Origin of the sequence: Luedemannella flava, from assembly GCF_039528515.1 — a bacterium.
GTDB classification, from domain to species: Bacteria; Actinomycetota; Actinomycetes; order Mycobacteriales; family Micromonosporaceae; genus Luedemannella; species Luedemannella flava.
In genome coordinates this window covers 1-21,100 of record NZ_BAAALT010000101.1, presented here as the reverse complement: position 1 = coordinate 21,100, position 21,100 = coordinate 1, and the positions used below count along the sequence as shown (strand labels likewise).

Sequence of the window (21,100 nt, the reverse complement as noted above, 5' to 3'; positions counted from 1 at the left end):
CATGCCGCGTACAATCGGCGTACACGTCCGCGCACAGAGGAATCGATGCTGCTCCGGTTCGACCTGCTGGGCCCTCTGGCGGTGTCCGGCGATGGTCGACCGGTCGCGTTGGGCTCGGCCAAGCAGCAGATCGTGCTGGCGGCCCTGGCGCTCCGGCCGGGCGAGATCATCACCGCCGGGGAGCTCGAGTCGATGCTGTGGGGCGACCAGCCGCCCGCGTCGTCCGCCGCGAACGTGCGCACCTACGTACGCGGGCTGCGCCGCGCACTCGGCTGCGGCGAGGGCGAGCGCCGGATCGTCACCGCGGGCGGCGGCTATCTGCTGCGGGTCGGGCCGGACGAACGGGACCTGGACCGGTTCGACGCCCTGGCCACCCGCGGGCGCGAGGCCCTGGCGGCCGGCGACCCGCAGCGCGCCGAGGCCGACCTGGCCGGGGCACTGGCCCTGTGGCGCGGGCCCGCGCTGGCCGGGCTGACGCTCCCCCGGGCGCTCGTGCGTCAGGTGTCCCAGGTGGAGGAACGGCGGCTCCTGACGGAGGAGGACTACGCCGAGGCGCGGCTGGCGGTCGGCGGGCCGGCCGACGTCATCCCCCGGCTGCGCGACCTGCTCGACCGGCAGCCGCTGCGCCAGCGGGCGTGGGCGCACCTGCTGGTCGCCCTCTACCGCAGCGGCGACGTGGCCGGCGCGCTGGCGGCGTTCCAGCAGGCCCGGCAGGTGATCGCGGAGCGGACCGGGATGGACCCCGGGCCGGAGCTGACGCGCCTGCACGACGACATCCTGCACCAGCGGCCCGCCGCCGGCAGCACCGTCGCCACCCGACCCCCGGAACAGCTTCCGCTGGCCGTACCGGGGTTCATCGGGCGGGCCGCCGAGCTGGCGCGGCTCGACGCGGCCGTCGCCACCCGCACCGGCGGGCCGACCACCGTGGTCATCTCGGCCGTGAGCGGGATGGCCGGCGTCGGCAAGACGGCCCTGGCGGTGCACTGGGCCCACCGGGCGGCCGCCGGGTTCCCGGACGGCCAGCTCTACATCAACCTCCGGGGGTACGACGACGGCGACGTGGTCCCGCCCGCCGACGCGCTGGCCGGGTTCCTGGAGGCACTCGACGTGCCGCTCGCCCGCGTCCCGACCAGTCTCGACGCCCGGATGGGGCTGTACCGTGGCCTGCTGGCCGCCCGCGAGATGCTCATCGTGCTCGACAACGCCCGCGACGCCGACCAGGTGCGCCCGCTGCTGCCCGGCGCGGGGCGCTGCGTCGTCGTCGTGACCAGCCGCGACCAGCTCCACAGCCTGGTCGCGGCCGAGGGCGCCCACCCGGTGGCGCTGGACGTACTGACCGACGACGAGTCGCTGTGCCTACTGCGCAACCGGCTCGGCGCCGACCGGCTCGCCGCCGTGCCGGCGGCGGTGGCCGACATGATCGAGGCGACCGGCCGACTCCCGCTGGCGCTGTCGATGGTGGCCGCGCGGGTGGCCACCCGGCCGGCGTTCCTGGGCGACGCGGTCGCCGCCGAACTGCGGCCCGCGCAGGCGCGCCTGGAGGCGCTGGCCGACGGCGACGTGCGGCGCGTGTTCTCCTGGTCGCACCGGGCGCTGAGCCCGGACGCGGCCCAGCTGTTCCGGCTGCTCGGCCTGCACCCGGGGCCCGACCTCACCGCGGACGCCGCCGCCGCGCTGCTCGGCCGGCCGCGGTCGGCCGTCGTCCCGTTGCTGCGCGAGCTGGTCCGGGTCCATCTGCTCACCGAGCTGCTACCGGGGCGGTACGCCTTCCACGACCTGCTGCGGCTGTACGCGGCCGAGCTGGCCCACGCGGCGGAGCAGGCCGACGAACGGCACGCCGCGCGGCACCGGCTCGTCGACCACTACCTGCACAGCGCGTATCCGGCTGCCGTGTTCCTCCAGCCACAGTGGACGGCCGTCGCCCCGGTGCCGGCGTTGCCGACCAACGTGCACGCGCCGCCGGCCGACGCCGACGCGGCGCTGGCCTGGTTCACCGCCGAACACGAGGTGCTGCTGCGGATGGTGCGGCAGGCCGCCGAGACCGGCTTCGAGCCGTACGCGTGCCAGCTCGCCTGGGCGTTGACCACGTATCTCGCGCCGCACGGCCTGTGGCAGGACCAGCTCACGGCGCAGGAGGTCGCCCTCGCCGCGGCGGAGCGGACCGGCGACGTGGCCGCGCAGGCGATGGCGAACCGCCTGGCCGCCCGCGCGGCCTCCCGGCTCGGCGACCACGAAACGGCCGAGCACCGCCTCCAGGTGGCGCTCACGCTGTACGAGGAACTGGGCGACCGGTCCGGCCTGGCCCAGACGCTGCACAACTACACCGAGCAGTGCTTCGTGCTCGGCCGGCTGGACGAGGCGCTCGCGCATGCCCGCGAGACCCTGCGGCTGTACCGGCTGGACGGCAACCGGCCGGGCGAGGGTCGCGCCCTCAACGCCGTGGGGTACCTGTGCGTCATCGCCGGCGACTACCCGCAGGCCATCGCGAGCTGCACCGAGGCGCTCGCCCAGCAGCGCGAGATCGACGACCGCAACGGGCAGGCGGCGACGCTGGACAGCCTCGGCCTGGCCCACCACCGGCTCGGCGACCACGACCGGGCGGTCGGGTGCTTCGAGCAGTCGGTCGCGCTGTTCCGCGACTCCGCCGACCGCTACCACGAGGCGGAGACCCTGGTCCGGCTGGGCGAGGCGCAGGAGGCCCGCGACGACCGCGCGGCGGCCGCCCGGGCCTGGCGGCGCGCCGCGGAGATCTACGACGACCTGGGCGACCCGTCAGCCGACGACGTCCGCCGCCGGCTGACGGACCTCGGCGTCAGCTGACGACCCGCCCGATCTGCTGGGTGATGGTCGGGTCGGTGATCTGCGTGTCCCTCGCGAGCAGCAGGGCCTTGCTGAGGATCACGGCCAGCACCCGGTCCCCCTCGAACGGCAGGAACAGCCCCTTGTCGGTCAGATCGCTGGACTGCTCCGGCACGACGCACAGGTACTGGTCGTCGGGGCTCATGATGAATCCTGTACGTGCGCAGGTCGCCCCGGACCACGAGGAACCTGCCGTCGACGCTCGCCCGGTCGGCGATCGCCAACCGCGGCAGGAGGCGGGTGAGCAGGTCGCGGCGGGGCGGAGGGTCAGCGCCGCGCCCGCATTGTGCTCGGCCACCTCCTGGAACACGCGGCGGCGGATCACCTCCCGCAGGGCCAGACGCTCCTCGAAAGAAGCTCACTGTCGCGATGCCCGCGAACTATAGGGACCTCGACCGACAAGAGCCGGGGATCCAACTACCGCTGTCCGCTGAGCGCGCCTGGACAGGTAGCAGGTCGCGTCAAACCTCGTGTTGCGCGAAAAGTGCGACACAGGTTCCACACGATGTCAGCATTCGTTCAGTGACGCGTGGCGGCGACATGGCGGTCCCGGCACTACGCCGCCGGGACCACCACGAACGAACAGGCGTCGGCGACGTCGCGACCGGACCCTGGCTAGGGCGTCGGGGCGGCGCAGGCGCTCGCCGGCTCGGGCGCCGGAGGCGGTGTGCCGATCGTGGGCAGACCGAGCAGGACGCCGGCCGGGGCCGGCGCCGCCTGCTGCGCCGCCCACGCGTCGCCGGCTCGGGTGTGCCGGTGGGACAGCACGGGGCCGTCGGCGTTGAGGTGGTGCGGGGCGGCGTACGTGACCGTGGTGTGCACGATGTCGCCGGGCCGCATGGACGCGTCGCCGGCGAAGTGCACGAGGCGGCCGTCGCGGGCGCGGCCGGACAGCCGGCCCGTACTCCCGTCCTTGCGGCCCTCGCCGACCGCGACCAGAACCTCGACCGTCTGCCCGACCAGCTTCTTGTTCTCGTCCCAGGAGATGTCCTCCAGGGTCGCGATGAGGCGGTCGTAACGGTCCTGGACCACGGCCTTCGGGATCTGGTCGGGCATGGTCGCCGCCGGCGTGCCGGGCCGGATCGAGTACTGGAAGGTGAAGGCCGAGGAGAAGCGCGCGGCCCGGACCGTCTCAAGAGTGCCGAGGAAGTCCTCCTCGGTCTCGCCGGGGAAGCCGACGATGATGTCCGTGGTGATCGCGGCGTCGGGCATGGCGGCCCGGACCTTGTCGATGATGCCGAGGTAGCGCTCGCGGCGGTAGGAACGGCGCATGGCCTTCAGCACCGTGTCGGAGCCGGACTGCAGCGGCATGTGCAGGCTGTGGCAGACGTTGGGCGTCTCGGCCATCGCCGCGATCACGTCGTCGGTGAAGTCCTTCGGGTGCGGGCTGGTGAACCGGACCCGCTCCAGGCCGTCGATCTCGCCGCAGGCGCGCAGCAGCTTGCCGAACGCGTACCGGTCGCCGAACTCCACGCCGTACGAGTTGACGTTCTGGCCGAGCAGGGTGACCTCGAGGGCGCCGGCGTCGACGAGCGCGCGGACCTCGGCGAGGATGTCGCCGGGGCGGCGGTCCTTCTCCGTCCCGCGCAGGCTCGGCACGATGCAGAACGTGCAGGTGTTGTTGCAGCCCACGGAGATCGACACCCAGCCGGCGTAGGTGGACTCGCGGCGGGTCGGCAGGGTCGAGGGGAAGACCTCCAGCGACTCCAGGATCTCGACCTGGGCCTCCTCGTTGTGCCGGGCGCGCTCGAGCAGCGCGGGCAGCGAGCCGATGTTGTGCGTGCCGAACACGACGTCGACCCAGGGCGCCCTGCGGGTGATCTCGCCGCGGTCCTTCTGGGCCAGGCAGCCGCCGACGGCGATCTGCATGCCGGGGTTCGCGGTCTTGACCGGCCGCAGGTGGCCGAGGTTGCCGTAGAGGCGGTTGTCGGCGTTCTCGCGCACGGCGCAGGTGTTGAAGACGACCACGTCGGGCGTGCCACCATCAACCCGGACATATCCGGCGTCGTCGAGGAGACCGGAGATGCGCTCGGAGTCGTGCGCGTTCATCTGGCAGCCGTAGGTGCGCACCTCATATGTACGCGGCGCCGAAGCTGGGGTAGTCATGACGGTAGTAAGGGTAGCCGCGACGATCGGAGCAGTGCATGTGCCGCAGCATCAAGACCCTCCGCGAGCCGTTCACCGAGGATGTCACGGCCGATGACATCGAGGCCGCCGCCCTGCAGTACGTCCGAAAGATCTCCGGATTCCGCCGCCCGGCCGCCCACAACGCCGAGGCCTTCGACAGGGCGGTCGCCGCGGTCACGGCCGCGACGCGCGAGCTGCTGGAAAACCTGGAGGTACGGGGTTCGCGCCCGCCATCCGTTTCCACCCGGTGAGTACGCTGTGAGCCGGCTGGGTGAATTGGGGCGCGTTATCACACTGTGATGCCGGCGTGCGGCGCCCGTCGCATGTGCACCTTTAGAGTTGATCGCAGCCAGCCGGACGGTCGACGAGGGGGCGCCGAATGACGGACAGCGCGGCGGAGCCGCTCATCCTCATGTCGGGCGTCAACAAGCACTTCGGCCAGCTCCACGTGCTGCGTGACGTGGACCTCGCCGTCGCGCGTGGCGAGGTGGTCGTCGTCATCGGCCCGTCCGGGTCGGGCAAGTCGACGCTGTGCCGGGCCATCAACCGCCTGGAGCCCATCGACTCCGGCGAGATCCGCTTCGACGGCGTGCCCCTGCCCGCCGAGGGCCGCTCGCTGGCGCGGCTGCGCAGCGAGGTCGGCATGGTCTTCCAGTCGTTCAACCTGTTCCCCCACCGCACGGTCCTGGACAACGTGACCATGGGTCCGATCCGGGTCCGCGGGGAGAGGACGGCCGTCGCGCGCGAGCGTGCCATGGCCCTGCTCGACCGGGTCGGCATCGCCGACCAGGCGAAAAAGATGCCGGGCGCGCTGTCGGGCGGCCAGCAGCAGCGGGCGGCGATCGCCCGGGCGTTGGCCATGCGCCCCAAGGCCATGCTCTTCGACGAGCCCACGAGCGCGCTCGACCCCGAGATGGTCGGCGAGGTGCTCGCGGTCATGACCGACCTCGCGACCGAGGGCATGACGATGGTCGTGGTCACCCACGAGATGGGCTTCGCCCGGCACGCCGCCAACCGGGTGATCTTCATGGCCGACGGCCAGCTCCTGGAGGACGCGCCGCCCGCCGAGTTCTTCGGCAACCCGCGCACCGAGCGGGCCCGCGACTTCCTTTCCAAGATCTTGACGCACTGACCGCATCGACTTGGGCCGTCCCCCGGGCGCCCATCGAGAGAGGGAGAGTGAATGAGAATCAAGCAGGTGGCGGCCGTGGTGGCACTGGCCGCTCTGGCCATCGCCCCGGCCGCGTGCGGCAAGGAGGGCACCCCCACGCCGAGCACGCCGGGCGGTGGGGGCGCGGCTCCCGTGAGCGACGCGTGCGTCGACACCGGCCTCACCAACACCCCGGCGACCCCGACAATCACGGGCAGCCCGACGTACGACAAGGCCAAGACCGCGGGCAAGATCGTGATCGGCGTGAAGTTCGACCAGCCGAACCTGGGCTACAAGGACACCCAGGGCAAGCGGTGCGGCTTCGACATCGAGATCGCCCGCCTGCTGGCCAGCAAGCTGGGCTTCGACGAGTCCAAGATTGAGTACAAGGAGATCCCGTCCGCCAACCGGGAGACCGAGATCAAGGGCGGCGGCATCGACTACTACGTCGGGACGTACTCGATCACCGACAAGCGCAAGGCGGACGTCTCGTTCGCGGGGCCCTACTTCATCGCCGGGCAGGACCTGCTCGTCCGCAAGGACGACACGGCCATCACCGGCAAGGAGACGCTGCAGGGCAAGAAGGTCTGCTCGGTGACCGGCTCGACGCCGATCCAGCGGGTCCGCGACGAGAAGCTCACGGACGCGGCGAACATCTCGGAGTTCAAGACGTACTCCGAATGTGTGTCCCAGCTGCTCGACGGCAAGACGGACGCGGTGACCACCGACGACGCGATCCTCAAGGGGTACGCGGCGCAGCGCCCCGACAAGCTCAAGGTGGTCGGCAAGCCGTTCAGCACCGAGAAGTACGGCATCGGCCTGGCGCACGACGACAAGGCGCTGCGCGACTTCATCAACGACACGCTCGACGCCGCCTTCAAGGACGGCACCTGGCAGAAGATCTACGACGCGACGCTGGGCAAGTCGGGCTCGCCGGCGACGGCGCCGCCGCTCGAGCGGTACTGAGTTTCGTGGTGGGGTGCGGCGCGGGCCGGTAGGCCCGCGCCGCACCCGACGTGGGGAGAGGCATGGGCACGTTCTTCGCGGTGCTGACCGACAACTGGCACGACTTCGCGCGCGGCTTCGGCGCCACGATCCGCCTGTTCCTCATCGCGGGCGTGGCCAGCCTCGTGGGGGGCACGCTGCTGGGCGCGATGCGGGTGTCCCCCATCCCGGCGCTGCGCGCCTTCGGCGCGACGTACGTCAACCTGATCCGCAACACGCCCCTGACGCTGGTCTTCGCGTTCATGGTGTTCGCCGTGCCGAAGCTCGGCGTGAACATCGACTACCTGCCGAGCGCGCTCGTCGCGCTGTCGGTCTACACGGCGGCGTTCGTCTGCGAGGTGGTCCGCTCCGGCGTCAACACCGTGCCGAACGGGCAGGCCGAGGCCGCCCGGGCGCTGGGCATGGGCTTCGGGCAGGTGCTCGGGCACGTGGTCCTGCCGCAGGCGCTGCGCGCCATGGTGGCGCCGATGGTCAGCGTGTTCATCGCCATGCTGAAGAACACGACCATCGCGGCCGGCTTCTCGGTCTTCGAGGCCGGCGCCATCCCGGAGTACCTGTCCGAGCGCGGCGAGAACCGGTTCGCGGTGCTGGTCTGGATCACGATCGGCTTCCTCGTCATCATCGTCCCGCTGGCGCTGCTGCAGCGGTCCATGGAGAACAGACTGCGGGTCGTTCGATGAGCGTTCTCTACGATCTTCCGGGGCCGCGGGCGCGGCGGCGCAACGCCGTCATCGGCGTGCTGTCCACGGCCGGGATCGCGGCGCTGGTGGCCTGGATCGTCTACCGGTTCTGGGAGACCGGTCAGTTCGAGGCGATCAAGTGGGAGCAGTTCCAGTACGAGGCCGTGCAGCGGGAGATTCTCGCCGGCCTGGGCAACACGCTCAAGGCGGCCGGCCTCGCGGCGGTGCTGGCCTCGCTGTTGGCGGTGCTGCTGGCCGCGGGCCGGCTGTCCGACCGGGCCGTGCTGCGCGCGCCGGCCACGACCGTGGTGGAGTTCTTCCGCGCCGTACCGCTGCTGATTCTGATCTTTTTCGGGTACTACGTGCCGCTGCAGTTCGGGTGGCACATCGACACGCTGTGGGCGCTCGTGCTGGGGCTGACGCTCTACAACGGGGCCGTGCTCGCCGAGATCCTGCGCGCCGGCATCAACGCGGTGCCGCGCGGGCAGAGCGAGGCGGCGTCCTCCCTGGGGCTGCGCAAGGCCCAGCTCCTGCGGCTGGTGCTGCTGCCGCAGGCGTTCCGGGCGATGCTGCCGGCGCTGGTCAGTCAGTTCGTCGTGCTGCTCAAGGACACCGCGCTCGGCTTCATCGTCACGTACCCGGAGCTGTTGTGGGTCGGCAAGCAGATCGGCGGGCGGCTCGCCTTCGACGTGCCGTACGTCCCTGCGTACCTGGTGATCGGTGCGATCTACGTCAGCATCTGCGGAGCATTGTCGGTCTTCGCCTGGTGGTTACGTAAACGTTTGCGTTAGCGGGCGACCTCGCTGGAACGCGACTCGCGCACGACGGTGACGCGGATCTGGCCGGGGTAGGTCAGCTCCTCCTCGATCTGCTTGGCCACGTCGCGGGCCAGCACCGAGGCGCCGATGTCGTCCACGTCGTCCGGGCGCACCATGACCCGGATCTCGCGGCCCGCCTGCATCGCGAAGACCTTCTCCACGCCCTGCTTGGCCGAGGCGATCTCCTCGATGCGCTCCAGCCGCTTCACGTACGCCTCGAGGCTCTCCCGGCGGGCGCCGGGACGACCGCCCGAGCACGCGTCCGACGCCTGCGTCAGGACCGCCTCCAGCGTCTGCGGGGCGACCTCGTTGTGGTGCGCCTCGATCGCGTGCACGACCTCGTCGGCCTCGCCGTACTTGCGGGCCAGGTCCGCGCCGATGAGGGCGTGGCTGCCCTCCACCTCGTGGGTGAGCGCCTTGCCGATGTCGTGCAGGAACGCGCACCGCTTGATGAGCTGCGGATCCAGCCGCAGCTCGGCGGCCATGATGCCGGCGATGTGCGCGGTCTCCACCAGGTGCTTGAGCACGTTCTGGCCGTAGCTGGTGCGGTAGCGCAGCCGGCCCAGGTGGGTCATCAGCTCCGGGTTCATGTCGGTGATGCCGACCTCGACGAGCGCCTCCTCGGCCGCCCGGTCGCACATCCGCTCCACCTCGTGCCGGGCGCCCTCGTAGACCTCCTCGATGCGGTGCGGGTGGATGCGGCCGTCGAGGACGAGCTTCTCCAGCGTGAGCCGGCCCACCTCGCGGCGGACCGGATCAAAACACGACAGCAGCACCGCCTCGGGGGTGTCGTCGATGATGAGGTTGACGCCGGTGACCGACTCGAAGGCGCGGATGTTGCGGCCCTCGCGGCCGATGATGCGGCCCTTCATCTCGTCGGTCGGCAGGTGCAGCACGCTGACCACGCTCTCGGCGGTCTGCTCGCTGGCGACCCGCTGGATGGCGTCGACGACGATGTGCCGGGCCCGCTGCTCGGCCGTGGCCCGCGCGTCGTGCTCGATGTCGCGGACGAGGATCGCCGCGTCGCGCTTGGCCTGACCCTCGATCGAGTCGATGAGCTCGGTGCGGGCGGACTCGACGGAGAGCCCGCCGATGCGCTCCAGTTCCCGCTTGTACGTGTCCTCCGCCGTCGCCAGCTCGGCCTCCCGCACGACCAGCGCGGACTCGCGGTCGGCCAGGTCGACGTCGTGGGCGGTGGAGCGGCGGTCGCGCTCGGCGAGGCGCTCGGCCTCGTCAGCCAGGAGACGTTCGCGCTCGTCGAGCCGGCGCTGCCGGCGCTCGGCGTCCGCGGCCTGCTCCCTGGCCACGGCGGTCAGGCTGGCGACCTCGCGCTCACCGGCCCGCCGGGCGGCCACGCGGGCCTGCTCGGCATCGTGGTCGGCCTGCTTGTGGGCCCGCTCCAGCAGCCCGTCGGCCTCCGTACGGGCGGCGGCCAGGATGCGCTGGGCCTCCGTGCGCGCGGCGGCTGCCTCGGTGCGGGCCGCGGCCGCCTCAGCCTTCGCCGCGGCCGTCTCGGTCAGCGCGTCGTCGGCGGTCCGTCGCGCCTTCTCCGCCTGGCGGATCGCGTCGTCGGCGCGCTGACGCGCCCGCTCGTCCGCTTCGCTCCTGCCGGCGGTGGTGGCCGTTGGCGCGGCGGCGCCGGCGTCGAGTCGCCGCAGCACGCGCATAACCAGCGCGCCACCGGCGATGACCAGAACCGCGAGCGCCACAACCGCGAACGTGAGCACGATCTCCAGCGGAGCCACCGTCGCCTCCCCTCCCGTGCCCGCCGCCCGGTTCGAACGACGCGCCATGTTGGATCGGGAGTCCTACGGCCACCGCGGTGCTGTGCTTCGGGGACGACTGGTACTGCGAGCGTCCGCGTCCGTGCCGCGTCACCCGTGTGCGGTGTCCGAACTGGTCGGAACCCTGGGTCGCGGCGTCGACCGCCGGTGGGGGTGTCCCCCGGTCGGTCCGGGCGCCCGGCGTCGCCGTGCCGTGCGCAGCGGTGCACTCACCTTCCGTATCGCCCCGGCAGCGGGAAGTAACGCCAACCCCGCGCCGCCTGCGATGCGGCTCCTATTGATGTTATTTTGTTACGCGATCTATGTTGTGCGGTTGTTCCGCGGTGGTGTCTGACTCCCGGTAACGCGAGGCTAGGCGCCAGATGCCGCTCCGGTCAAGGACCCATGATCCGGCACTAGTCGGGACGTACGTCGCGTCCGTACCGCATCCACGGGTCGTAACTGTTCCCACCTGCGGGTGAACTCTAACGACCCGTCGGAAACGCGCACTCCCGCACGGAACGACAATTCGCCCACCGTCCCACCTCGTGGCAAGTCCGGCCGCCGGAAGCCGCAGGGTGGCGTGCGCGCAGGGCGTCCGCACGATGCGCACCTGCGGCTTGCCTACCCGTTCGTCCGCACAGCTGGCGGGGCAGGTCGCGCCTCGCAGAACGTGCGCGTGCGGCGGAGCGCCAGACGTGGCGCCCCGCCAGATGTGCGCATCTGGCGGGGCGGGCAGCGTGGTGCGGCTACGGGTGGCGGCCGAGGGCGCGTCAGTCGGGGTCGGTGGCTTCCAGGGCCGCCGTGAGGGCGTCCGCGTCGACCTCGTCGGCGAAGGTGGCTGTCTGTTCGCGGTCGGCCATGGCCTGCTTGACGACGCGCACGGCCAGACCGGGTGGGTAGCCCTTGCGGGCGAGCATGCCGACGAGGCGGCGGAAGGCGGCATCGGGGGCGCCGCGTTCGGTGCGGAGCCTGCGGTCGACCAGGTCGCGGGCGGTGCGGGCCTCGGTGTCGTCGTCGAGGTCGGCGAGCGCCTCGCTGATCGCGGCGTTGTCGACGCCCTTGCGGCGCAGTTCGCTGCCGAGGGCCCGGCGGGCCAGGCCACGGCCGGAGTGCCGGCTGTTCACCCAGGCGCGGGCGAACGCCTCGTCGTCGACCATGCCGACGTCGCGGTAGCGCTCCAGGACCTCGTCGGCGATGTCGTCCGGCACGCCGCGCGCGCGCAACGCGGTCGCCAGCTCGGCGTGCGTGCGCGGGCGCACGGACAGCTGGCGCAGGCAGATCTCGCGCGCCCGCTCCGCCCACTCGGCGGGCGTGCGTTCACGCTCCTCGCTGGTCGCGTCGGCGCCGGACGGACGTGGCGACCGGGCATCGTCCAGGGCGTCCGGTGTATCCGCGCCCGTCGGCGCGGGGCGGGAGGCCCGGCGCCGACCGGACGGGAACGAGCCGGCGGCGGCACGGGGCGGGGCGGCATCCCAGCCCCGCCCCGTGCGCGCGCCGCGTCGTCGGGGTGGCACGACGGTGACCGTCCGGATCAGAAGTCGACCGGCGGCAGGGCCGGGCCGGCGGCGTCGGACGGGCTGGTGCCCACGCCGAGCTTCTCCAGGATCTTCTTCTCGATCTCGGCGGCGACGTCCGGGTTCTCCTTGAGGAAGTTGCGGGCGTTCTCCTTGCCCTGCCCCAGCTGGTCGCCCTCGTACGTGTACCAAGCGCCGGACTTGCGGATGATGGCCTGCTCGACGCCCACGTCGATGAGGGAGCCCTCGCGGGAGATGCCCTTGCCGTACATGATGTCGAACTCGGCCTGCTTGAACGGCGAGGCGACCTTGTTCTTGACGACCTTGACCTTGGTGCGGTTGCCGACCGCGTCGGTGCCGTCCTTGAGGCTCTCGATGCGGCGCACGTCGAGGCGCACCGACGAGTAGAACTTCAGCGCGCGGCCACCCGTCGTGGTCTCGGGGCTGCCGAACATGACGCCGATCTTCTCGCGGAGCTGGTTGATGAAGATGGCCGTGGTGCCGGTGCTGTTGAGCGCGCCGGTCATCTTGCGCAGCGCCTGGGACATGAGGCGGGCCTGCAGGCCGACGTGGCTGTCGCCCATCTCGCCCTCGATCTCGGCGCGCGGCACGAGCGCGGCGACCGAGTCGATGACGATGAGGTCGATGGCGCCGGAGCGCACCAGCATGTCGGCGATCTCGAGGGCCTGCTCGCCCGTGTCGGGCTGGGAGACCAGGAGCGCGTCGGTGTCGACGCCCAACGCCCGCGCGTACTCCGGGTCGAGGGCGTGCTCGGCGTCGATGAACGCCGCGATGCCGCCGGCCCGCTGGGCGTTGGCGATCGCGTGCAGCGACACCGTGGTCTTGCCGGAGGACTCCGGACCGTAGATCTCGACGATGCGGCCGCGCGGGTAGCCGCCCACGCCGAGCGCCACGTCGAGCGCGATGGAGCCGGTGGGGATCACGGACATCTGGGTCACGGGGCGCTCCCCGAGCCGCATCACGGACCCCTTGCCGAACTGTTTGTCGATCTGCGCGAGGGCGAGCGTGAGCGCCTTCTCGCGGTCAGGCACACCAGCCATGTCTGCCACCCCTGAGTTCGCGGTCTTCGTAGTCTTCTTCGTCGTCACGCGGGACACGTTATGCGGCGGGTCCGACAGAATCAGCAGCCGTCAGCTGATCTGTGGACGGGCACGCACCCTGTGGACAATACCCGTACACGTGTACGACGCAAGCCGACGCGCGCGGAAACTCAGTGCAGCCGGGTCGGGATCCGGTCGGGGTAGGCGGCCACCACGGCGCGCCACACGACCACGGTGTCCGTGCCGGCGGCCAGGGCCTGCCGGATGGTGCGCCCACCGAGCTGGGGCAGCACCTGGTCACTGGCGAGACTCGCCGCGTACCCCACGCCGAACGCCTCTTCCAACCGCGCCCAGAAGTCAGTCAGTCGCACCGCTCATCGCCCCCTCGTGAACACGCAGCAACCGTACGGCGGCCGCCAGCAGCGGCACCAGCAGGAGTGCGGCGAGCAGCGTGAGCGTCGGGTACGACGACCAGGTCAGCACCAGCCCGGACAGCGCCCCCGCGAGCGCCCCGGACATCCCCATGATCAGATCGGACACGCCCTGCACGGCCGGCCGGTTGTCGTCGCCGACCGACTCGGACAACAGGGTCGAACCAGCCACCATCGTGCCGGACCAACCCATTCCCAGCAGGGTGAGGCCGATGCCGAGGAGCACGGGGTCGTGCCCCGCGGTGCCCGCCACCGCGCACGCGGCCAGCTGCAACCCCACCCCGCCCAGGATCACCGCGATCCGCCCGATCCGGTCGGTGAGCCACCCGGTGATCAGCGATATCCCGTACATGCCGGCGATGTGCACGCTGAGCACGATCCCCACGATGCGCAGCACGTCGCCGTGCGCCTGCTCGCCGATGCGCACCGGTGTCATCGTCATCACCGCGATCATCACGGTGTGCCCGACGGTCACGGCCGCGAGCCCCAGCCGGGCCCGCGGCGCCGCGGCCACCTCGCGCAGGGCCGCACCGAACCCGCGCCGCGGCGCGCTCACCGTCCGCTCATTTTCCGGAGTACGGGCGACAGCACGCGCCAGTGCCAGCGGATCCGGTCGCAGCAGCGCCCACACGAGCAGCCCGGCCACGGCGAAGGCGACCACGCTGAGCCCGAACGGACCGGCGAGCCCGGCCGCGCCGTGGTCGCGGCCCACCTCGTCCGCCCAGGGCGCGAGGTTGGGCCCCGCGACCGCGCCGACCGTGCTGGCCCAGACCACGATCGACAGGTGCCGGCCGCGCCGGTCGGCCGGCGCGAGGTCCATGGCGGAGTAGCGGACCTGCAGGTTTGCGGTCGAGCCGCCGCCGAACAGGAACAGGCCGAGGAACAGCAGGGGCAGCGAGGAGCGGGCGGCCGCGGCGACGACGAGGACCGCGCCGACCGTGCCGGCCACGTACGCCAGCAGCAGGCCCGGCCGGCGGCCGCGGGCGCGCATCAGGCGGGCGACGGGCAGGGCGAGCAGCGCGCTGCCGACGACGAAGGCGCTCTGCCCGAACCCGGAGACGGCGGTGCCGCCCAACCGTGCGGCGAGCAGCGCGCCGACCGTGATGCCCGTCGCGACGCCGACGCCGCCGACGATCTGGGTGGCGGACAGCAACCCGAGCGTGCGGCGCTGCACCCGCGCCAGGCGTCGGCTATCCACCACAGTGGACGGAACGGACTCCTCGGTGATCAGCACGACGAGGAGACTACGCCCAGGCTATGACGTCATGGTGAGGGCGAGGACGCCCAGCACGCCCAGGATCGCGACGAGGGTGAGGGTCCACCGGGCGACGGCGTGGCGGCGGCGCACCCAGGCGGCGACGGCGAACACCAGGAACGTGACGAGCCCGAGCGGCGCGTAGTAGAGCGCCAGCAGTCCGCCCGAGAGCAGCGCGAAGACCAGGAAGATGATGTCGTCCCGGTCGATGCCGTGGCCGTCGGCCGGGTAGTCGTCAACGGACTCACCGTAGGAGTCGTCGAAGGAATCGTCGTAGGAATCCTCGGCGAACCGATCGACGCGCGTCGCCATGTCCGGCTCGCCACGTTCATCCATGACGCGCAGTCTGTCGCAACGGACGCCTGTTGCCAAGCCGGCGGTGGACGGTGGTCAGAGGCGGCGGGTCGTGGCCACCGTGCGGTACCACTCGGCGCTGGCCTTCGGGGTGCGCTTCTGGGTCCGGTAGTCGACGTAGGTGATACCCCAGCGCTGGGCGTAGCCCTCGGCCCACTCGAAGTTGTCCAGCAACGACCACACGTGGTAGCTCTCCAGGCGTACCCCCGATTGGACCGCACGGAGCGCGGCCGCGAGGTGATCGCGCAGGAAGGCGATGCGCGGCGTGTCGTTGATCTTTCCGTCGGCGTCCGGGACGTCGTCGACGGGGATGCCGTTCTCGGTGATGGTGAGCGGGATGTCACCGTAGTCCCGCTTGATCCGGGTGAGTATGTCGAACAGGCCGTCCGGGTGGATCTGCTGCCAGCTCGCCACCGACGTGGGCTTCACCTGCGCCTGGTCGCCGGAGGACGTGACGTAGATCGGGTTGTAGTACTGCACGGCGAGCAGGTCGACCGGCGAGCTGATGACCTTCAGGTCCTCGGCGCGGATCGCGGCGCGCACGGGCTCGTCCGGCGCCCACTGCTCCACGATGTCGCCCGGGTAGCCGCCCTTGAGGATCGGGTCGAGGTAGAGGCGGTTCTCCACGCCGTCGGCCAGCAGCGCCGCCCGCCGCGCGGAATCGCTGTCGGTGGCCGGGTACGCCGGGGAGAGGTTGAGCGCCGGCCCGATGCGGCCCTTGTCGCCCGAGGCCCGGTACGCCTGCACGGCCAGCCCGTGCGCCAGCAGCAGGTGGTGCGCCACCACCAGGGACGCCCGGGCGTCCTGCTTGCCGGGGGCGTGGACGCCGTACCGGTAGCCGACCTGCACGACCGTCTTGGGCTCGTTGAGCGTCAACCAGGTGGGCACCCGGTCGCCGAGGGCGCCGTAGAGGACCTCGGCGTAGTCGGCGAACCAGCCGGCGCAGTCGCGGTTCTCCCAGCCCCCGCGGTCCTGCAGCGCCTGGGGCAGGTCCCAGTGGAACATCGTCGCCATCGGCGCGATGCCCCGCTCGCGCAGGCCGTCGACGAGGCGCTTGTAGAAGTCGAGGCCCTTCTGGTTGACCGCGCCGGCGCCGGTGGGCAGCACCCGCGACCACGAGATGGAGAACCGGTAGGAGCCGAGGCCCAGGGACTTGACCAGATCGAGGTCCTCCGCCCAACGATGGTAGTGATCAGCCGCTACGTCCCCGTTGTCGTTGTTGCGCACGTTGCCGCCCGCGTGGCTGAACGTGTCCCAGATGGACGGACCTCGGCCGTCCTCGGCCGCCGCGCCCTCGATCTGGTACGCCGAGGTGGCCGCGCCGAACACGAACGTGTCCGGGAAGGTCAGCCCGAGCGGCCCGGTGGCGGTCGGCAGCGGCTGGGACGGCGGGTCGGCGTCGCACGCCCCCAGCGCGGCACCCCCGACCGAGGCGGCCGCCGCGACAGCGGCCCCGCGCAGCAGCGCGCGGCGCGACAAGCGCCTGTATGCCGGAGATGTCATGGTTTCTCCTTATGTGGGTAGGGCGATCACGATGCCGAGTCACGAACGGGTCGCCGGGTTCCGGCGCGGCTACGATCGCTTCAGCTGTCTACCACCGACGTGATGTGGTAGACCTTCGCCGAGCGAGCGCGACCGACCGGAAGGAACGAAGAACGCAGATGGCCACGCAGATGAACGGGCACGCACCCGTGCCGGTTCCCGCGCGGTCCCCCGTCAACGACGACCGCGCCACGGTCCGGTCCCCCCAACGGCTACGCGTGCTCCTGGTCGAGGACGACGAGCAGGACGCGATGATCGTGCAGGACGAACTGGCGGTCGCGAACGCCCCGATCGACGTCATCCAGGCGACCACCATCGCGCAGGCACGCCGCCTGCTGCACGACGTCGACTGCGTCCTGCTGGACCTGGGCCTGCCCGACGCGCAGGGCCTGGCCGCCCTCGAGCAACTGCTCACCGTGGCCGACCGCACTGCCGTCTGCGTCCTCACCGGCCTCGGCGACGAGGCCCTGGGCATGGAGGCCGTCGCGCGCGGCGCCGAGGACTACCTGATCAAGGGTCAGGTCGACGGGGCCGGACTGTCCCGGGCCCTGCACTACGCCGTCTCCCGCAAGCGCCTCGACGAGAACGCCCTGCGGCTGCGCGAGATCGAGATGCGTCAGCAGGAGTCGGCCCGGCTCGAACGCGGCCTGCTGCCCCAGCCGGTCAAGACGAACGACGCCATCGGCCTGCACATGTTCTACCGCCCCGGCCGGCACAGCGCGACGCTCGGTGGCGACTTCTACGACGTCGTCCAGACCGGCCACGACCGGATCGACCTGATGGTCGGCGACGTGGCGGGGCACGACATCGACGAGGCCGCGCTCGGCGTCATGCTCCGCGTCGCCTGGCGCGCCCTCACCCTCGCCGGCGTCCCGGAGGACAGCGTGCTCGCCGCCGTCGAGCAGGTGCTCGTCACCGAGCGCTCGGCCGAGGAGATCTTCGCGACCGTCGCGACCGTCACGGTCGATCTGGCCCAGTCCCGGATCGCGGTACGGTTGGCCGGGCACCCCCCGCCGCTGCTCATCACGAACGGCCGGTGCCGCCCCCTGCCGGCCGCGTTCGGCACCGTGCTCGGCGTCCTACCCGGTGCTATCCGTCCGACCGCGCACGTCGACCTGGACTCGGAGGACTGGTCCTTGCTCATGTACACCGACGGGCTCATCGAGGGCCGGTACGGCGACGGCGGCGAGCGCCTGGGCGTCGAACGGCTCTGCGCCCTGCTGGAGCAGCCGGAGGCCCGCGCGGTCCCGCTGGCCGAGCTGCCGGCCTGGCTGGTGGGGCGCGCCGAGGAGCACAACGGCGGGCCGCTCGTCGACGACGTGGCCACACTGCTGGTGACCAGCCGCGACGGTGACCGGTGACCGACGCCGTCGCGCGCCTGGGCCGCCGCTTCCGCACCGGCGACTGGTCGCTGCGCACCCGGGTCGCGGCCCTCGCCGGCCTTCTCGTGGCGATCGTCCTGATCCTCGCGGGCGGCGCGGCCACCACGGCGCTGTCCACCCGCAGTGAGCTCGACACGCTGCTCGACAGCGTCGGGCCGCTGCGCACCGGCTCCGACGACCTCATGCAGTCCCTGCTCGACCAGGAGACAGGCATGCGGGGGTACGTGCTGCGCGGCGGGGCGGTCGACCTGGAGCCCTACGCCAAGGGCCAGGCCAACCAGCGCGCGATCACGGACGCGATGATGGCGAACCCGGCCGCCACCGCGACGATCAGGCAGCAGCTCGCGGTCGTCACCGACCTGGCCGACACCTGGCGGCGCGACGTCGCCGAGCCGGCCATCGCCCTCGTCCGCGACGAGGACGCGACGGCGGCCCAGCAGTTCCTCAACCAGCGGGCGCCCCGGTCGTTCGACGACGTCCGGACCGCCGTCGCCGTGCTGCAGGACAGCATCCTGGAGATCCGCAACAACAGCGCGGACGCCGTGAAGGGCTACAGCACCCGCCTGGTGTGGGTGCTCTTCGTCGCCGCCGGGGTCGTCCTGCTCGGCGGCATCGGCATGGTCATGCTGCTGCAACGGCTGGTGATCCGGCCCGTCAGCGACCTCGCCGCACAGGTCCGCACAGTCGCCACCGGCGACTACGACCTGCAGATCGGAAGCCCCGGCCCACCCGAGCTGGCCCGGCTCGCCCGCGACGTGGACCGCATGCGCGCGCGCATCGCCACCGACCTCGCCGAGGTGGAGACGGCCCGCGAGGTCATCGAGGCGACCAACCGACGGCTGGAGGCGCAGGCCACCGAGCTGGAACGGTCCAACCGCGATCTGGAACAGTTCGCCTACGTCGCCTCGCACGACCTGCAGGAGCCGCTGCGCAAGGTGGCCAGCTTCTGCCAGCTCCTGCAGCGCCGCTACGCCGGGCAGCTCGACGAGCGCGCGGACCAGTACATCGCGTTCGCCGTCAACGGGGCGCAACGCATGCAGCGCCTCATCAACGACCTGCTGGCCTTCTCCCGCATCGGGCGCAACACGACCGGCTTCGCCGAGGTCGCGCTCGAATCGGTGATGACCGAGGTGGCCGCCCAGACCGAGCCGGCCCGCACCGCCGCGAAGGCCGCCCTGACCTGGGACCCCGACCTGCCGGTCGTGCTCGGCGAGGAACGGCTGCTGGTGAACCTGCTGGCCAACCTCGTGAGCAACTCGCTGAAGTTCCGCCAGCCCGAGGCGCCGGTCACCGTCCACGTCAGCGTCGCGCGGGTCGGCGACGAGTGGGAGGTCAGCTGCGCCGACAACGGCATCGGCATCGAGCCGGAGTTCGCGGAGAAGGTCTTCGTGATCTTCCAACGGCTGCACGGCCGGGAGGCCTACCCCGGGACCGGCATCGGCCTGGCCATCGCCAAGAAGATCGTGGAATACCATGGTGGCCGCATCTGGGTGGTGCCGTCCGAGGGCACGGGCACGACCATCCGCTTCACCCTGCCGGTGATCGGGGCCACCCCCGCGGTCGAGCCGGCGCCCGTCGCACCAGATCTCGAGGAGACCACCGCATGACGCTGCCGACCGCGCGCGTGACCCCGATCGAGGTACTCCTCGTCGAGGACGACCCGGGCGACGTGCTGATGACCCGCGAGGCGTTCGAGGAGCACAAGGTCAACAACCGGCTCACGGTCGTCTCCGACGGCGCCGAGGCCCTGGCCTACCTCCGCCGGGAGGGCGAGTACACGGACGCTGTGCGCCCCGACCTCATCCTGCTCGACCTCAACCTCCCCCGCCGCGACGGCCGCGAGGTGCTCGCCGACATCAAGGCGGACGAGGACCTGCGCCGCATCCCCGTCGTCGTGCTGACCACCTCGGCGGCGGACGAGGACATCCTGCGCAGCTACTCCCTGCACGCCAACGCGTACGTCACCAAGCCGGTCGACTTCGAGCAGTTCATCTCGGTCGTCCGCCAGATCGACGACTTCTTCGTCAGCGTCGTCCGCCTCCCCCCGCGCCTCAACGGCTGACGTCCCGGGATACGAGCGCGCCGCCGCACGCCGCGGGCGACATTTCCGAAACTGCGGCGACCATTGCTGGCGGTGTCAGCGGCTCAGGAGGGGATGGGGGGCGGTTGTCAGCACGCCCGCGACGGCGTCCGCCAGGGCGGGGGCGTCGGCTTCGGGCAGGGCGCTCGTGCTGATGCGGACGCCGGGCGGGCTGGCCAGGCGGAAGCGGGAACCGGGGGCGACCGCCCAGCCGGCGTCGCGGAGCGCGGTGACCGCCGCGGCCTCATCGGCCGTCGGCACCCACACGTTGAAGCCCGACCGGGCGCTCGCGACCGCGCCACGCTCGGCGAGCGCCAACACCAGCCCGTCGCGGCGACCCGCGTAGGCCGGCCCGGCCGCCGCCACGCACCGGGCGACCTCGGGGTCGCGCCACAGGTCGACCACGACGCGTTGCAGCAGCGTGGAGACCCAGCCGGCGCCCAGGCGCAGCCGGCCCTCGACGCGCGCCACAGTCGCCTCGTCGCCGGCGACGACCGCCAGGCGCAGGTCCGGCCCGTACGCCTTGGCGACCGACTGGACGAACGCCCAGCGCGCGCCGGCCGCGGCCAGCGGTGCGAGCGGCAGGTCGTCGAGTTCGCCGGCGTGGTCGTCCTCCATGACGAGCAGGTCCGAACGGGCCGCGAGCAGGGGACGCAACGCCGCCGCGCGCGCCGGCGAGACGGCGCCGCCGGTGGGGTTCTGCGCCCGGGCGGTGACGATCAGCGCCGCGGTGCCCGCGTCGAGGGCGGCGGTCACGCCGGCGACGGTCGGCCCCTCGGCGTCGACCAGCACCGGCACCCCGACCAGGCCGAGCGCGGCCACGAGGTCGATGAGGTTGGCCCAACCGGGGTCCTCGACACCGACCCGGTCGCCGGGGCGCAGGTGGGCGCCGAGCACCCGCTCGATCGCGTCGAGCGCGCCGGAGGTGACCGTCAGGGCCGCCCGCGACACGGGGAGGCCCTCCGCCGCGAGCCGGCCGGCCGCGAGGTCGACAAGCTCGGGCAGCGGCCCGCCGTCGGAGTAGTTGCCGGGCCGCACGCCGGCCGCCGCGACGCGCCGCAGGGCGGCGGCCCGGA

General features: G+C 72.2%; 18 protein-coding genes and 1 pseudogene. 9 read left to right on the top strand and 10 right to left on the bottom strand.

The genetic code is table 11. The features are described 5' to 3' along the window. Positions 1 to 45: 45 nt before the first annotated feature. Positions 46 to 2,820 (top strand): AfsR/SARP family transcriptional regulator, encoded by a 2,775-nt coding sequence (locus tag ABD211_RS17765; RefSeq protein WP_344132710.1) that lies wholly within the window; start codon positions 46 to 48, stop codon positions 2,818 to 2,820. Here the strand turns inward: ABD211_RS17765 and ABD211_RS34030 are convergent. Both ABD211_RS34030 and miaB read right to left on the bottom strand, forming a co-directional pair. Further along, positions 2,813 to 3,221, bottom strand: a pseudogene (locus ABD211_RS34030) (DUF7737 domain-containing protein). The gene ABD211_RS17765 and the pseudogene ABD211_RS34030 sit on opposite strands and share 8 nt — an antisense overlap. Before the next feature lie 253 nt (positions 3,222 to 3,474). Next, positions 3,475 to 4,965, bottom strand: a complete 1,491-nt coding sequence (gene miaB, locus ABD211_RS17755) for a tRNA (N6-isopentenyl adenosine(37)-C2)-methylthiotransferase MiaB (protein ID WP_344132704.1) — start codon at positions 4,963 to 4,965, stop codon at positions 3,475 to 3,477. Positions 4,966 to 5,003: 38 nt separating this feature from the next. Between miaB and ABD211_RS17750 the strand changes: the two genes are divergently transcribed. From ABD211_RS17750 to ABD211_RS17730, 5 genes are all read left to right on the top strand, one after another. Continuing rightward, entirely contained in the window at positions 5,004 to 5,237 is a 234-nt protein-coding gene (locus ABD211_RS17750) for a DUF2277 domain-containing protein (RefSeq protein ID WP_344132701.1), read from the top strand. Between the two features lie 128 nt (positions 5,238 to 5,365). Beyond that, on the top strand, positions 5,366 to 6,118 hold the full coding sequence (locus ABD211_RS17745) for an amino acid ABC transporter ATP-binding protein (protein ID WP_344132698.1): 753 nt from the start codon (positions 5,366 to 5,368) through the stop codon (positions 6,116 to 6,118). 51 nt (positions 6,119 to 6,169) lie between these two features. Then, positions 6,170 to 7,102: a glutamate ABC transporter substrate-binding protein gene (locus tag ABD211_RS17740; protein WP_344132694.1), complete on the top strand. Its 933-nt coding sequence runs from the start codon at positions 6,170 to 6,172 to the stop codon at positions 7,100 to 7,102. Between the two features lie 62 nt (positions 7,103 to 7,164). Then, positions 7,165 to 7,821, top strand: coding sequence for an amino acid ABC transporter permease (locus ABD211_RS17735; protein WP_344132691.1), 657 nt, complete (start codon positions 7,165 to 7,167; stop codon positions 7,819 to 7,821). Further along, on the top strand, positions 7,818 to 8,612 hold the full coding sequence (locus tag ABD211_RS17730) for an amino acid ABC transporter permease (RefSeq protein ID WP_344132688.1): 795 nt from the start codon (positions 7,818 to 7,820) through the stop codon (positions 8,610 to 8,612). Before ABD211_RS17735 ends, ABD211_RS17730 begins: the two co-directional genes overlap by 4 nt. Here the strand turns inward: ABD211_RS17730 and rny are convergent. From rny to ABD211_RS17695, 7 genes are all read right to left on the bottom strand, one after another. Beyond that, positions 8,609 to 10,384 (bottom strand): ribonuclease Y, encoded by a 1,776-nt coding sequence (gene rny, locus ABD211_RS17725; RefSeq protein ID WP_344132685.1) that lies wholly within the window; start codon positions 10,382 to 10,384, stop codon positions 8,609 to 8,611. The genes ABD211_RS17730 and rny overlap by 4 nt on opposite strands. Positions 10,385 to 11,175: 791 nt before the next feature. Continuing rightward, positions 11,176 to 11,919: a regulatory protein RecX gene (locus tag ABD211_RS17720; RefSeq protein ID WP_344132681.1), complete on the bottom strand. Its 744-nt coding sequence runs from the start codon at positions 11,917 to 11,919 to the stop codon at positions 11,176 to 11,178. Between the two features lie 17 nt (positions 11,920 to 11,936). Then, on the bottom strand, positions 11,937 to 12,980 hold the full coding sequence (gene recA, locus ABD211_RS17715; protein ID WP_344132679.1) for a recombinase RecA: 1,044 nt from the start codon (positions 12,978 to 12,980) through the stop codon (positions 11,937 to 11,939). 170 nt (positions 12,981 to 13,150) lie between these two features. After that, on the bottom strand, positions 13,151 to 13,351 hold the full coding sequence (locus tag ABD211_RS17710) for a DUF3046 domain-containing protein (RefSeq protein ID WP_344132677.1): 201 nt from the start codon (positions 13,349 to 13,351) through the stop codon (positions 13,151 to 13,153). Then, positions 13,338 to 14,642, bottom strand: a complete 1,305-nt coding sequence (locus ABD211_RS17705) for an MFS transporter (RefSeq protein ID WP_425560445.1) — start codon at positions 14,640 to 14,642, stop codon at positions 13,338 to 13,340. Before ABD211_RS17705 ends, ABD211_RS17710 begins: the two co-directional genes overlap by 14 nt. Before the next feature lie 24 nt (positions 14,643 to 14,666). Next, positions 14,667 to 15,002: a hypothetical protein gene (locus ABD211_RS17700; RefSeq protein WP_344132670.1), complete on the bottom strand. Its 336-nt coding sequence runs from the start codon at positions 15,000 to 15,002 to the stop codon at positions 14,667 to 14,669. Between the two features lie 54 nt (positions 15,003 to 15,056). Then, complete coding sequence (locus tag ABD211_RS17695; protein WP_344132668.1) at positions 15,057 to 16,523, bottom strand: GH1 family beta-glucosidase; 1,467 nt, start codon at positions 16,521 to 16,523, stop codon at positions 15,057 to 15,059. 158 nt (positions 16,524 to 16,681) lie between these two features. On the opposite strand from ABD211_RS17695, the gene ABD211_RS17690 reads away from it, so the two are divergent. The 3 genes from ABD211_RS17690 to ABD211_RS17680 are packed head-to-tail and all read left to right on the top strand — an operon-like array spanning position 16,682 to position 20,006. Then, entirely contained in the window at positions 16,682 to 17,923 is a 1,242-nt protein-coding gene (locus ABD211_RS17690; protein ID WP_344132665.1) for a PP2C family protein-serine/threonine phosphatase, read from the top strand. After that, complete coding sequence (locus tag ABD211_RS17685; protein WP_344132662.1) at positions 17,920 to 19,551, top strand: sensor histidine kinase; 1,632 nt, start codon at positions 17,920 to 17,922, stop codon at positions 19,549 to 19,551. Before ABD211_RS17690 ends, ABD211_RS17685 begins: the two co-directional genes overlap by 4 nt. Beyond that, a complete protein-coding gene (locus ABD211_RS17680; protein WP_344132658.1) occupies positions 19,548 to 20,006 on the top strand; it encodes a response regulator in 459 nt (152 codons plus the stop codon). Before ABD211_RS17685 ends, ABD211_RS17680 begins: the two co-directional genes overlap by 4 nt. 75 nt (positions 20,007 to 20,081) lie before the next feature. On the opposite strand, the gene ABD211_RS17675 is transcribed toward ABD211_RS17680, so the two are convergent. Next, positions 20,082 to 21,100 (bottom strand): aminotransferase class I/II-fold pyridoxal phosphate-dependent enzyme (locus ABD211_RS17675; RefSeq protein ID WP_344132655.1); only part of this gene is annotated, 1,019 nt, incomplete at its 5' end.

Coding starts and splice junctions, on each gene's coding strand:
- ABD211_RS17765 (WP_344132710.1), top strand. CDS start 46: ATGCTGCTCCGGTTCGACCTGCTGGGCCCTCTGGCGGTGTCCGGCGAT.
- miaB (WP_344132704.1), bottom strand. CDS start 4,965: ATGACTACCCCAGCTTCGGCGCCGCGTACATATGAGGTGCGCACCTAC.
- ABD211_RS17750 (WP_344132701.1), top strand. CDS start 5,004: ATGTGCCGCAGCATCAAGACCCTCCGCGAGCCGTTCACCGAGGATGTC.
- ABD211_RS17745 (WP_344132698.1), top strand. CDS start 5,366: ATGACGGACAGCGCGGCGGAGCCGCTCATCCTCATGTCGGGCGTCAAC.
- ABD211_RS17740 (WP_344132694.1), top strand. CDS start 6,170: ATGAGAATCAAGCAGGTGGCGGCCGTGGTGGCACTGGCCGCTCTGGCC.
- ABD211_RS17735 (WP_344132691.1), top strand. CDS start 7,165: ATGGGCACGTTCTTCGCGGTGCTGACCGACAACTGGCACGACTTCGCG.
- ABD211_RS17730 (WP_344132688.1), top strand. CDS start 7,818: ATGAGCGTTCTCTACGATCTTCCGGGGCCGCGGGCGCGGCGGCGCAAC.
- recA (WP_344132679.1), bottom strand. CDS start 12,980: ATGGCTGGTGTGCCTGACCGCGAGAAGGCGCTCACGCTCGCCCTCGCG.
- ABD211_RS17700 (WP_344132670.1), bottom strand. CDS start 15,002: ATGGATGAACGTGGCGAGCCGGACATGGCGACGCGCGTCGATCGGTTC.
- ABD211_RS17695 (WP_344132668.1), bottom strand. CDS start 16,523: ATGACATCTCCGGCATACAGGCGCTTGTCGCGCCGCGCGCTGCTGCGC.
- ABD211_RS17690 (WP_344132665.1), top strand. CDS start 16,682: ATGGCCACGCAGATGAACGGGCACGCACCCGTGCCGGTTCCCGCGCGG.
- ABD211_RS17680 (WP_344132658.1), top strand. CDS start 19,548: ATGACGCTGCCGACCGCGCGCGTGACCCCGATCGAGGTACTCCTCGTC.